Origin of the sequence: Aureliella helgolandensis (assembly GCF_007752135.1) — a bacterium.
Lineage (GTDB): Bacteria > Planctomycetota > Planctomycetia > Pirellulales > Pirellulaceae > Aureliella > Aureliella helgolandensis.
Map to the genome: position 1 here is coordinate 2,709,848 of NZ_CP036298.1, position 13,165 is coordinate 2,723,012.

9 protein-coding genes are annotated in these 13,165 nt (G+C 56.6%); 6 read left to right on the forward strand and 3 right to left on the reverse strand.

The genetic code is table 11. From position 1 onward, the window contains the following. Nucleotides 1-100 precede the first annotated feature (100 nt). A complete protein-coding gene (locus Q31a_RS09630) occupies nucleotides 101-1,990 on the forward strand; it encodes an AAA domain-containing protein (RefSeq protein ID WP_145077007.1) in 1,890 nt (629 codons plus the stop codon). A gap of 105 nt (nucleotides 1,991-2,095) precedes the next feature. Here the strand turns inward: Q31a_RS09630 and Q31a_RS09635 are convergent, their stop codons facing one another. After that, the gene (locus tag Q31a_RS09635) at nucleotides 2,096-2,815 is read right to left on the reverse strand and encodes a lipoate--protein ligase family protein (protein WP_145077009.1); all 720 of its coding nucleotides are present in this window, start codon (nucleotides 2,813-2,815) and stop codon (nucleotides 2,096-2,098) included. A gap of 68 nt (nucleotides 2,816-2,883) precedes the next feature. Continuing rightward, nucleotides 2,884-3,453 (reverse strand): elongation factor P, encoded by a 570-nt coding sequence (gene efp, locus Q31a_RS09640; protein WP_145077011.1) that lies wholly within the window; start codon nucleotides 3,451-3,453, stop codon nucleotides 2,884-2,886. A 171-nt stretch (nucleotides 3,454-3,624) separates the two neighbouring features. Here efp and epmB point away from each other — a divergent pair, with 171 nt between their 5' ends. Beyond that, nucleotides 3,625-4,572, forward strand: coding sequence for an EF-P beta-lysylation protein EpmB (gene epmB, locus Q31a_RS09645; protein WP_145077013.1), 948 nt, complete (start codon nucleotides 3,625-3,627; stop codon nucleotides 4,570-4,572). Between the two features lie 53 nt (nucleotides 4,573-4,625). Here epmB and Q31a_RS09650 read toward each other — a convergent pair whose 3' ends face one another. Then, nucleotides 4,626-6,104, reverse strand: coding sequence for a bifunctional folylpolyglutamate synthase/dihydrofolate synthase (locus tag Q31a_RS09650; RefSeq protein ID WP_197356578.1), 1,479 nt, complete (start codon nucleotides 6,102-6,104; stop codon nucleotides 4,626-4,628). Between the two features lie 642 nt (nucleotides 6,105-6,746). Here Q31a_RS09650 and Q31a_RS09655 point away from each other — a divergent pair. The 4 genes from Q31a_RS09655 (at nucleotide 6,747) to Q31a_RS09670 (ending at nucleotide 12,913) form a co-directional block, all read left to right on the forward strand. Then, nucleotides 6,747-7,670, forward strand: a complete 924-nt coding sequence (locus Q31a_RS09655) for an ABC transporter ATP-binding protein (RefSeq protein ID WP_145077017.1) — start codon at nucleotides 6,747-6,749, stop codon at nucleotides 7,668-7,670. A gap of 60 nt (nucleotides 7,671-7,730) precedes the next feature. Then, entirely contained in the window at nucleotides 7,731-9,545 is a 1,815-nt protein-coding gene (locus Q31a_RS09660; RefSeq protein WP_145077019.1) for an ABC transporter permease, read from the forward strand. Next, the gene (locus Q31a_RS09665; RefSeq protein ID WP_145077021.1) at nucleotides 9,542-11,515 is read left to right on the forward strand and encodes a hypothetical protein; all 1,974 of its coding nucleotides are present in this window, start codon (nucleotides 9,542-9,544) and stop codon (nucleotides 11,513-11,515) included. Before Q31a_RS09660 ends, Q31a_RS09665 begins: the two co-directional genes overlap by 4 nt. A 333-nt stretch (nucleotides 11,516-11,848) precedes the next feature. Next, on the forward strand, nucleotides 11,849-12,913 hold the full coding sequence (locus tag Q31a_RS09670) for a DUF1559 domain-containing protein (RefSeq protein WP_145077023.1): 1,065 nt from the start codon (nucleotides 11,849-11,851) through the stop codon (nucleotides 12,911-12,913). Nucleotides 12,914-13,165 lie beyond the last annotated feature (252 nt).

Below are 13,165 nucleotides of genomic sequence, written 5' to 3' on the forward strand. Positions count from 1 at the left end.
TGGCGAAAATGCGGTATTTGCAGTGTTGAATCAAGTTTGTCTGGCAGATTGCAGCCGGTTCTAGGAATCGATCCTTACCATTGAGAGTTTTGTTACAGCGATGAATTGGTTCTCCCAGGATGCGTATTTCTCCCAACTTGAACGCTGGCTCTCGATGGAAGCCGAGGCGGAGCGGCAGCGTTTGGCCCAGCGTCGTCAGCTTAGTCAATCGGGCAACGCGGAGCGCGGTGGCGAGACGATTGTCGGACTATTTCTGACGGACCATCGCAGTGGATTGGCAGGCCGCTTGCTGCTCGACTTCGCCAAAGGTGGCTCCGATCGGCTGCCGATGAATCGGCTCAAAGTGGGATCCCCTGTCGTCCTGAGCAACCACGACAACCTGGCAGACGATGGAATTTCAGGGGTGGTTAGTCGCCGTACCCCCACGATGATTCAGGTTGCGGTGGACCAGTGGCACGAAGCCGATCGCTACCGGATCGATCTCTCTCCCGATGAGACGACGCGCCAGAGGCAGCTGGAGGCGATGGATATTACCCAGACACTGACAGGAAAAGCGGGCCGCCTTCGCGATGTGTTGTTGGGATTCGAGGAGCCGCGGTTTGTGAGCCAATCGGAGGTTGCTTTTCGCAGTGATCTTAATCCACCTCAACAGGATGCGGTTCGCTTCGCCATGTCTGCTCGCGATGTGGCGATTCTGCATGGTCCGCCAGGCACTGGCAAAACGACCACTTTGGCTGAGATCATCGTTCAGGAAGTTGAGGCGGGAGGCCGCGTGTTAGCCTGTGCCCCCAGCAACACCGCCGTGGATAATCTGTTGGAACGTCTCGTCACCCGACTTCCCAAGGTGGTACGCGTGGGGCACCCCGCGCGGGTCTTTGAATCGCTCCGAGGCCATACGCTGGACGAGTTGGTGGAATCGGACAGCTCAGCTGCGATCGTGCGTGATATTTGGAAAGACGTCGATCAGTTGATGCGGGCGGCCAAGAAGGAGTCGGGCTCCTGGGAGGGGAAGCGCGCTCGCGGAGAGATGTACGCCGAAGCGGGGCGGCTGCGCAAGGAGGCTAAGTCACTCGAACGCAGTACCCTGCACCATATCGTCGACTCCGCCAACGTTATCTGCACCACGACAACGATTGATGAAGATCTGCTCGGAATGCAGATGTTTGATTTGGTCGTAATTGATGAAGCATGTCAGTGTACAGAGCCAGCGGTTTGGCAAGCCATGTTGCGCGCCGAAAGGATCGTCTTGGCGGGCGACCATTGCCAACTCCCACCGACGGTCGTGTCGAAGGAAGCGGCCCAGGAAGGTTTTTCACGCAGTTTGATGGAGCGTTTGATCGAACGCTTTGGAAGTGAGATCTACCGGCGATTGGTGGTTCAATATCGCATGCACGAATCGATCATGAGGTTCTCTAGCGACCACTTCTACGATGGGGAATTGATCGCGGATCCCTCTGTGTCGAGCCATCGCCTCGTCGACTTGCCGCGCGTCCACTCCTCCCTCCTCACCGAACCGGTAATCGAATTCTGGGATACCGCTGGCACCGGGTGGGAGGAAGAGTTGGAGCGCGACGGCCAAAGTAAGCTGAATCGGAAGGAGGCGCGGTGGATCGTAGAGCAGGTGGAGGATCTGCTCGATGACGGAGTTGCCGCTGAGCAAATCGCGGTTATCGCACCCTATGCCGCTCAAGTGCGGTATTTGCGCAATCGGTTGCAAATCCCCGATTTGGAAATCGATACCGTGGATGGCTTCCAAGGACGCGAGAAGGAAGCGGTACTTATCACCTTTGTTCGCAGTAACCCGGAGGGGGAAATCGGTTTCCTAGCCGATACTCGCCGAACGAATGTGGCTTTGACGCGCGCTCGACGCTCCCTGCGAGTGATTGGGGACAGCGCCACGCTGACCAGAGATCCCTTCTACCGGCAGATGCTGGACTATTTCGAGTTGCACGACGCCTACCACAGTGTGTGGGAGTTGGGGGACGTTTGATCTCGGCGCTGGTTTTGCTTGGCCCACGCAGTGTGGCCGCGTTCGACTGGCAGTTGACCGTGCCTAGGAAAGGGCTCCCTTGCAACCTTCGTGCTCGATTGCAGCTCAGCGTTGAAAGGTCCACTGGTCGCAGGCATACTTGTCCGCAGCCAGTTGCTCGACCAGCGCAACAGGAATCTCGCTGCGTTCGTCGGTGGCTTGCCATTGGGTTTGCAGATTCCGTTGGACATCCTCTGCTGTAGCGTTGAGGTTCGCTACAAAGGCATGGTGTTCGCGTCCGCCCCGATAATCGGGCTCACGCGGCGGATGCTTGAGGTATTTGGAAATCAGAGATAGATCCATGCCGAGCAAGAGGGTGCCGTGGTAGAGCAGGTAATTGCGGCGAACCCGCAGGCTATTCCCACTCAGTTTGCGATCACCCAGCACCAAATCGCATGTGCCGCGGAAGGTCAGCTGCGGTTCGATGGGCTGCAGGGCCGCCACCAATTGCTCCATCACGAATTGGTGGGCATGGTCAATCATGCGGAGATGCGGACGGGCATTGAGCGAGAGTAGCAGGGAGTAGAAGAGGCAGCCGGGGGCGGCAACCACGGTACCACCGCCACTGGAGCGTCGCAGGATGGGGACCGCGTCCCGCTCTGCAGCGGAGCGATCGATTTCGCTGTCGATCTTCCCGCTCCGACCCAGCACGATGAACGTGGTCTGAGCTTGCCAAAACCGCAGCATTTCCGAGGTCCCCGCACCACGCTCGGCCGTCTCCAGCAGCGCCTCGTCGAGGGCTAGGTCGTGTTGCGGGGTGGGCATCGTTAGGCGGAGCAGCTGCATAGTTGACGCTCTTCGGTTGGGGGCCACTCCTCGCCCGTCGGGCTGGTTGCCCTTGGGAGAGACCGCGTCTAATTGTTGACCCGTTCGGTGTACTCACCGGTTCGCGTGTCAATCTTGATGACATTGCCTTCCTTGATGAAACCTGGAACGGAAAACTCCGCACCGGTCTCAACTACTGCCGGTTTAGTCACATTGGTTGCCGTGTCTCCCTTGGCTCCAGGCTCGCACTGCGTTACCAGCAATTCAACATGGATTGGTGGATCCATGGTGATTGGATTGCCATTGAAGAGCGTCATCGAGCACTTCATGCCGTCTTTGAGGTACTTCCAGGCGACGTCGACTTGCTCGGCGCTCAATTCGTACTGTTCGAAGGTCTCGTCGTGCATGAACACGAAGGTGTCGCCTTGGCGGTAGAGGTACTGGGTCGAAATGTCTTCGACGTCGGCAGCTTCCAGCTCATCCCCCCCTTTGTAGGTCCGGTCGAGCGTTGTACCGCGGAGCAGGTTGCGCAGCTTGCATTTGTAGAGTGCATTCCCTTTTCCCGGCTTTACAAAATTCATTTCGGACATCAAATAGGGCTCGCCGTCGATTTGAACCTTTAAGCCTTTGCGGAAGTCGTTAGTCTTGTAAGTGGCCACTGCGTATCCTCTTCGGAAATTCTAAATTGAACGGGGTCTGGGGATGTCCGGCCACCATCTTCATTGACAAATCTATCGCAAGGGTACGCCGTGAAGGGGACGATTTTAGCTACAAACCACCAGTCTGTCGAAGGCACTTGCGGCAACTCCGGCCCAGGGTGGCAAAAGGCGATGAAACAGGCGGTTCGCAACGGATATGCGTTGTGTGATCAGTTGGGCCTCCCTCACCGCTTCGCGTCGGCGGCGGCCGAGCAGGATTTTCCCGTTTTTGCACCGCTGGAATACATTCGGCGGATGCAGCCAGGCAATCCCCAAGATCCACTCTTGCTGCAGGTCTTGGGCATGCAGCGGGAGATGGAAGATCAGGGCTCCGGCTTGCTCGATCCGGTGGGGGATGAGGCGGCGCAGCGGGCTGAGGGAGTTCTGCAGAAATACAAGCGGCGTGTGCTGTTAATTACGACGGGCGCTTGCGCGATTCATTGCCGCTACTGTTTCCGACGCCACTACCCGTATGAGACCGCCCCCAAAGGGAAGGCGGGATTCTCTCGTTCCTTGGAGTTGATACGCCAGGATGCTGAGCTGGATGAGGTCATTCTCAGTGGAGGTGATCCGCTGACGTTGGCCGATGAAACACTGGGGTGGCTGGTGGATGAATTGTGCCAAATCCCTCACGTCCGCCGTATTCGACTGCACACACGCCTGCCGGTGGTCATTCCACAACGCGTTTGCGAGACGCTGTTGGATTGGGTGCGACGCTCCTCGGCCGCGATGTACTTTGTCTTGCACTTCAACCACGCTCAGGAAATCGATGCTGCCGTCAGCGCCGCTCTGGCTGACCTGCATCGCAGCGGCGCTGTGTTGCTGAATCAATCGGTCTTGCTCCGTGGGGTCAATGATTCGCTGGAGGCGCAGCGCGATTTATGCCTCGCGCTGGTGGATCGACGCGTGGTCCCCTATTACCTTCACCAATTGGATTTGGTGCAAGGCGCTTTGCACTTTGCGGTCGAGGATGCGGCGGCTCAGGCATTGGTCGCCAGCCTGCGTAGCGAATTGCCGGGCTATGCCGTGCCGACCTTAGTTCGTGAAATTGCAGGTCAAGCCAGCAAGACTCCCCTGTAACGGAAGCCATCGCGGCGGTGGAGCTTGGTTCGGTGCGCTGCCGGTGGAGGGATTTAATCCAGTGCCGCCCGCTGGTCTTGCTCGAAGAGTTCTGCTGCCAGGAAGAAAGAGCCAGTTCCGTAAACCAGTTCTTGGGGACCTGTGAGCTCTTGCGCCTGCGCCCAGGCGAGCGCCGGCGTTGGGGCGGTGTGGAGTTGGGCTAAATTCTCTCCCGCCAGCTCAGTCCTGAGCGCTGTTGCGGCGTTTTCCAATTCCTCGATGGGCAGGGCACGCGGATTTCCCTGGAACGCGGTCAGATGGATGCTCTTGCAAGCGGGCAGCAAGAGCCGCAGTATGCTCCGGAAATCTTTATCCTGACTGGTGGCTAGAACGACGCGAATGGACCGTTTAGGGAAATGCTCCGCCAACGCCTGCAACCCCGCTGCGATCGAGGCGGGATTGTGGGCCGTGTCGATAATGGAAAGTGGTCGCCAGTTCACTGTCTCCAAGCGGCCGCGTGGGCGGGAGGTAGCCAGCGCGGCTCGCAGGGGGGCAGCGGGTAGATCCCATCCCAGCTGGCGTAGCAGTCCACATGCCGCTACAGCGCCGGCAAGGTTGTCACCCTGATGCCGGCCCAACAATTGGGTCTGCCAGCGAGTGCCGTTGAGTCCACTCAAGGGGGGCTGTTCAGCCAGGAATTCCATGACGGCATGAGGTGCGTTGGAGGGAGCCGCGTGAGCTGGGGAGCAGGGAACACGTTCCCATTGCAATGAAAAATCTCGCTCCAATTGGTATAGCGGCGCCTGGCATTCGGCAGCCTGTTCAGCGATGCGGGCGCGCGCCTCGGGATGGCGGGCCGTGCATATCACAGGCACGTGGGGCTTGATGATGCCAGCTTTTTCCCCCGCGATCTCGCGGATCGTGTTGCCTAGCTGTGCTTGGTGATCCAAGCTAATGGAAGTGATGATGGACAACAGGGGAGTGCAGACATTGGTGCTATCGAGCCGACCGCCCAAACCGACTTCCAGCACGGCGCAGTCCACCTTGCTTTGCGAAAAATGCAGCAAGGCCATGGCGGTGGTCAACTCAAAGAAGGTCGGCAGCCCGCAACCGCTGCGCTCTAGGGTTTCGCCGGCCAGCCGAACCTGATCGGTCAGCTGGATCGTATCGGCGGGAGTGCAGGGACGAGCTTGGACCTGTATGCGCTCTTCGAGATGAAGGAGGTGAGGGGAGGAGTAGAGTCCGACCCGCCGGCCACAGCCGCGGAGTCCATCGGCCAGGAGCGTGGCTGTAGTGCCTTTCCCCTTGGTGCCAGCGACATGGATAATGGGGAAGTCCCGCTGAGGCGCGTCCAACAACTCCAGGAGTTGCCGCATTCTATCCAAGCGGAAATTGCCCTGGTTGTACGGAGTATGCCCGATTTTTTCATAGTTAATCCGGCCATAGAGGTAGTCTTGGGCAGCGACGTACTCTTGCGTTGCGCGATCGTTGGGGGGCGTTGGGGAGATAGGGGTAGACTTCTTGGTAGAATCTGGCGCTACATCGTGCGGCATCAGCTCAAGCTCTGTAGAGGACCTCAGCCGAGTACCGGATGATTCGTTGCTCATACCCTCTCGCACTGCTGGCCGCCATTTTCAGACATTCGGCGCAATCTGGCAAGCATCACCCCATGAACTCTGAGGGGAATGGGGCGATGGGACCGTTTGCGATTCCCTGCGAAGGGGCCTGGGGTTGCTTGGTGGTCTCGCCGCTTGCAATGGGAAATCCATTTTTTGTTTCATAAATCGAACTTCAGAAATCTGAGATGCGTAGGTTGTAGGTATCGCGCGGTAGACAGAGTGACCAGTACCTGGTGTGGGAAGTCCTGCCGGAGTGGTAGGGGAAAGAGGTCTGGGCACCCCGTTTCTCGCTCGCTGCATGGTTGGCTCAAAGCCTGGTGGTCCAGACCGGTTTTAGCGAACAGAACAGTGAATCTCGTTAGTTTTTGATTTTTTGGCGAGGTTCTACGCGCCGCTCGCTCCCCATTCGCGCCCATCGCGATTAAGCTGTGTCGCACATACTTTGTCATTATCATCCCATATTGTGACCTTTGTTCCCGTCGTCGCGAACTGCATTGTTTTCGAATGCTTGTCGAGCGGCAGGATCGGAAATTTGGGTCGCGGAAGCCATCGGAACTTCTAGGATTTGACTCCCTTATGAGTGCCTCTGCTGCTGTAGAAACCGAAACCTCTGCAACTCCACCCGTTGATACGGATGTGGTGATTGAAACTCGGAATTTGGGCAAGATTTACCGCGACTTCTGGGGGCGGAAGAAGGTCTCCGCCTTGAAGGCGTTGGATATCGAAGTCAAAAAGGGGGAGATCTTCGGTCTGTTGGGGCCGAACGGTTCCGGCAAGTCGACCACCATCAAGCTGATTCAGGGCTTGCTGTTCCCCACCTCTGGCCGGGCGTTTGTGTTTGGCAAAGATGCGCGGGACGTCACGAAGAACGAACGCATCGGATACTTGCCGGAAGAATCGTACCTGTACAAGTTTCTCAATGCTGAAGAGACGCTCGATTTCTACGGTCGTCTGTTTGACATGCCCGCCGAGTTGCGCCGCGAGCGATCGGACCAGCTGATCAAAATGGTGGGGCTGCATCAAGCTCGCCGTCGGCAATTGCGTGAATATTCCAAGGGGATGACGCGTCGGATCGGCTTAGCTCAGGCATTGATCAACGAACCTGATCTGCTGATTTTGGACGAGCCAACGACCGGCATGGACCCCATCGGTAGTCGCGAGATGAAGGATTTGATCATCCGACTCCGCGATGCTGGCAAAACCATTTTGCTGTGCTCGCACCAATTGGCCGACGTCCAAGACGTCTGCGATCGGGTAGCGATTCTGCACCAAGGCGAATTGCGGGAGCTGGGACGCGTGGACAGTCTGCTCAAAGTGCGCGACGTGACCGAGGTGCATGCCACCGGGTTGTCTGACGCTTCCAAGCAGAAGATTGCTGACTTGATTCGTAGCGAAGGGGGCGAGGTTGTTTCGCTCGATAATCCGACCACTACGATGGAAGAACTATTCTTGGACATCGTGCAAGATAACCGTCCCGGCGGCCGTCCAGCCTCCCCTTGAGTTGGTAGAGTCTAGCACCTACTTTTTCATCCTCTTTCCTCCAAATCCCATCGCCTTTCCATGCGAATCGAAAAAGACCAAATGTGGGGCTACTTTGAGTGGCTCTTCTTGCATTTCGGGCTGCTCCAGGGAGTGCTGGTTGCCGTTGCTTTGGCAGCCCTTGGCTTCATCGCTTGCTACCTTGTCTCCATGGCCCGCTACGGACCCGGCGAAGCGTTTTACAACGTGACTCGGGTCATCTATGAGTTGTTGGCCCGCGACTTGCCTGGAACTAGCCTGCGTCGCATCTATGCACTGGGGCGGCTTGCGTTCCAGGAGGCCATTCGCCGCCGTGTCATCGTTGTGATGGCTGTGTTTGTGGTCGGCTTGCTGTTTGCCGGGTGGTTTCTGGATACCAACGCCGACGACGTGGGGCAGTTGTACATCAGCTTTGTGATGACCGGTACGAGCTACCTTGTGCTGTTGCTGGGATTGTTCCTGAGCTGCTTTAGTCTGCCAACGGACATCAAGTCAAAGACGATTCAAACGATCGCGACCAAGCCGGTACGCTGTACGGAAATCATCCTGGGGCGAATCTTCGGCTTTGCCGCCGTCGGCACGGTGCTGTTGCTTGGGATGGGAGTCTTGAGTTACGTGTTTGTTGTACGGGGAATACAACACGCTCACGAAATCGAGGAGCTCGCCGAAGGCGGATTGACGGGGACCACGACTTACGACGGTCGTCACGCGCATACCTTTGAAATGGTGCGCAACGAGGATGGAAGCTTGGTGGGAACCACCGATGAGCAGAAGGGGCATCGCCATGTTGTCACTGCTCGCGAAGTCAACGGGGAAATGCAATACACCGTTGGGCCGCCGGAGGGCTTGCTGAATGCTCGGATTCCCGTCTTCGGATCGCTGTCCTTTGCCGACCGTAGCGGAAACCCAGTGCGGACGGGATTGAACGTCGGCTATGAATCGGAATACCAGTCTTACATCGAGGGGAATTCCCTGATGTCGGCGACTTGGCGATTCCGTGGCGTCACCCCGTCGCGTTTCAACGGCGGAGATACCTTGCCCATCGAGCTGAGTCTCAAAGCGTTTCGAACGTTCAAGGGCGATATCGTTACTGGGGTTCAGGGTGAAGTCATCCTGAAGCATCCCGATGGACGAGTCGAAAGCGAACGCCGCCCCTTCATCGTTCGTGAATTCGCACTCGACCGAATTGAGTTGCCACGCAAAATGTCGGGATCTCGCGATAGTGTACCGACCGAAGTTGACATCTTCGATGATTTGGTAGACGAGAATGGAGAGCTGGATGTGGTGATTCGCTGCCGAGACCCTGGACAATATTTTGGGATGGCGGCGCCCGACTTGTACCTCCGAGCCGGCGACAGCACCTTTGGCTGGAATATGTTCAAGGGCTTCCTCGGTATCTGGATGCAGATGCTGCTGATCATTTGCCTAGGAGTGATGTTTAGCACATTCCTAAGTGGTCCGGTGGCCATGGTGGCCACGATGACCTGTCTGGTGTTGGGCTTCTTCGGAGGCTTGTCGCTGGACGTCGCCAGCGGGACGATTCCGGGCGGTGGCCCGATCGAGTCGCTCATTCGGATCCCGCTGCAAACGGGAGCCATGGTCGAGCTGGATTTAGGAAACAAGCCGCTTGAGACCACCATTCAGCTGGCTGACCAGGGAATCATGTACACGATGTTTTCTGTCTTCAAAGCGATTCCAAGTTTTGGACAATTCAACACGTCAGAGTATGTAGCTTACGGATTTAATATCTTCGGCGGCCTCGTGGCACGCCACTTAACGATGACGTTTGCCTACTTTGTCTTGACCAGCACTATTGCTTACTTCTTCCTCAAGACGCGGGAGATCGCGGCAGCATGAATATTGTAGTCCTCAGACGCCGACTATTTTACATCGGTGCCATCGTCCTACTGCTCATTCCGCTCTACTTCCTCGGAAGCCCTTCCATTCGAAATTTGGATGGCTCGGTCAAGGCGGCTGGGGGAACCTTAGCCCAAGTGCGCACGGCCTACGATCTGGGCCAAGGTGACCTGGGGGAAATTGATCCCGCTAGTGAATCGATGCGGTTGGCCACGCTGGGATTGCGAGGTGTCGCGGCTACCATTTTGTGGCAGAAGGCAGAATACTACAAAAAGGAGCAGTATTGGGATCGCCTCTCAGCGACCCTCAATCAGATTGCCATCCTGCAACCTCACTTTGTCAAAGTGTGGGAGTTTCAATCGCACAATTTGTCCTACAACGTGTCGGCCGAGTTTGACGACTATCGCCAACGCTATCAGTGGGTCAAACGCGGTATGGACTACCTGGTCAAGGGATCGAAGTTCAATAAGAAACGGACGGAGATGCCGTATGAGTTGGGATGGTTTTTTGGCAACAAGTTTGGGGTTGCCGATGAACGCAAGCAATTCCGTGAACTGTACCGCGAAGACAAGAATTTCCACGAAGAAATGCAAGCGCGTTCTGGTATGGACTTGCGCCAACCCGCCGGGCTGGGACCCGATCGTCTGCCCGACAATTGGTTGAGTGGCCGACTGTGGTACGAGCATGCCTATGACATGGTAGCCGAGGGCTCGAAGCCCGCTAAGAGCGTCATGATGTTCTACCGCATGGGCCCGCAATGGCTGATGAAGTATTCCGAAGGAATACAGGCTGAAGGCATTTTGGACATTCCCGCACGGCAGGCTTGGAAGCGAGCGGGAGAAGGCTGGGCTGAGTTTGGCGAGCGACAGATCCAAACTTCGTTCGGGGATACCATTTACCTGCGTGAATTGGCGCGAGCGAATGAAGAATACCTGAACGAGAAGGCTTCCTTCGAAGAGTATTGCGGCCAAACCTATCAAGACATGCTGGAACAGGAGATGGCAACGCTCACCAGTGAGCAGATCGCTGCGTGGGAAAAGCTAGACATCGATCGAACCTTCAACGAGGTTTTGATGGCCGAAGACGTCAAGAAGCAATTGAATTTCCCACCCCAAAGCGTGGTCAAAAAGCTTCCCGCCTCCCAGCGGTTGGAAGCGACCGAGCGGGCCAATCGTCTAGTCGCAGCCAAGGAAAAAATCTCGCACGTCGAGATCTATCGCAACCAAATCAATTACGCCTATTGGGAGGCTCGTTGCATTGCCGAGCAGGAGGATGCTGCGATCCTTGCCCGGACGAGTATGTACGAAGCCGATCAGATGCTTGACAAGGGAGAGCTCGACGGGGCTCTTGAGAAGTATGAGATCGCTTGGGCCAACTGGGCGGAACTCTTCAATGCTCACCCGGCCATGATGATTGACGACGCAGCCGACGCGGTGCTGGAATCAATTGAAAGCTATCGTAAGTTGCTTGACCAAACCGAGCTGCCCGACGATTTCGCACTGCGTGACTTCCTGGAATTCCGCCGTCGATACGATGAGCAGCTGACGGATCCTGCCATGATGGGAGTCATCTCTGCTTGGCCCGCTAGGTTCCCCAATCGCAACTTCCTCACGGAGATGCTGTTGAAAACAGATGCCCTGAGTGCGGACGACGCCCCGGCCGAGCTGCCGACGATCAACCTCCAGTCGCCCGAAGTGGGACAGCCACCCGTCCCTGCACCGGCTGCTTCCCCTACTTCCGAAGCGAGTGAGCCCTTAGTGCAACCTGCCGCAGAGTCCCCACCAGTGGCGACTCCCGAGAATGCTGCAACGCCAGAGGCCGGTTCGGAAGCTGAGAGTACCTCCGCCCCTGGGGCTGCAGCGTCCGAAGGGCCACCTGCGGAATCGCGTAAGGAAGCCCCCTCTGCGGTGAGCACGCTCGAAATTGCGGCCCCCGACCAAGGCCAAGCGCCCAGCCCCAAGTTGCCTTGAGCGGGGTTCACACAACCCGATCAAGTTGAACCCGTTCGTTTCCTAGTCATCGCTCCGCTCCAGCCAGCAACGCCGCTACGCCCCATTGGGATGTGGGGGCTGCAGCGAAAACAACGCATTTGACTATAAACGGGCTGCTAAAGCGTTCCTTTTCGAGTCCGAATGGATTTGAAGTGTTGCGAACTCGCGTTGCAGGCTTCACAATTAAAGGGATTCTCTGGGAAGGAGAACGGTTGGCATTTTTGTTGAGCACCGGTCCCTGGGAATCTTACAACGCTACGGCTACGGGTTTTGCAAGATTTACAGCTGAGTAGTGCTGGAGTGAATGCATTGATGGTGATAAGCAAAGGCGGCTTGCGTGAAAAACGCCGGCCTGGTTTTACCCTGATTGAATTGCTAGTCGTGATTGCAATCGTGGGAATTCTAGTTGGCTTGCTACTTCCTGCCGTGCAGACCGCTCGAGAGTCCGCGCGTCGCCTAGCCTGTCAAAATAATCTCAAGCAGTTGGGGCTCGCTGCACAGAACTTTGAAGCTGCTTTTCAAAGGTTTCCAACTGGCTTTGATGGGCCAGCTCAAGCCAATTTGAATACCGATTTTCGATGGTGGGACGATTACAGTTCGTTTCCCAATGTCGGCACGCTGGTGTTCATCATGCCCTTCATGGAGCTGGGAGCTGTCAGTCAACCGTTCAGTGACTATCGGGATTTGAACCTCGACAAGACCTACCACCATGCGGCTCTCGGCCAACTCGGTAGATACTCCAGTTGGTGGAGCAATGCCAACTCGGCCACTCCTCTTTGGAACCCCTACGGTCAGTACCGCATTGGGACCCTTCTGTGCCCTTCGGATGACGCGTATAGTAACACCGAGGGGGAGGTGATTATGACCGCGACTTGGACAGGTGCGGATGGTGGTGGGCGTGTTGGCTTGCTTCCGTTCAGTACCCGTACCGAAGCGGGGCGCACCAATTATCTAGGTGTCACTGGGCAGATGGGGGGGCATGTCACGACCGGTTATTACGGAAAACGCCGCGGGATTTTTGGCAATCGCAGCAAATGCAAATTCGCATCCATGACGGATGGTTCGTCCAATATTTTGATGTTCGGCGAAGTGACCGGCGTATATGCCGACTGGGATTCGTTTGAGAAGCGAACTGGTCGCGTGCGGTCGTACCTCTGGACGCACAACGGCTTGCCGACAGAATTGCACGATCCCTGGTATCGGGAATACACCACCTGGGGACACCAATATCTCTTTTCCAGTATGCATGCTGGCGGCGCAAGCAATTGGAATCTGGCAGATGGATCGGTGCGCACCATGACGGATTCTCTCGATTTTAAGACATTCCTGAATATGTCGGGAATTGCCGATGGAGCCGTGGTAACGCACCCAGAATGATCTCTTTGTCATCAAGGAATTTGGAAAGATGAGGATTGCTGTCCTAGTTGCCCTACTAGCCTGCTGCAGCTGCGGCAGGGATACTTCGGTTACGGTCCCCTCGAATGCGACCAATGAAGCGCCCTCGCAAGGCCCTATTGTTGGAGAAGAGGGGGGCCAAGCGGGTGCGGATGACGGGGGAGGAGCACACCAGCTCAACCCTCGGAACTAGTCGTCTTCCCCAGAGTTTCGCAAGAATTCGCTCCCACGATG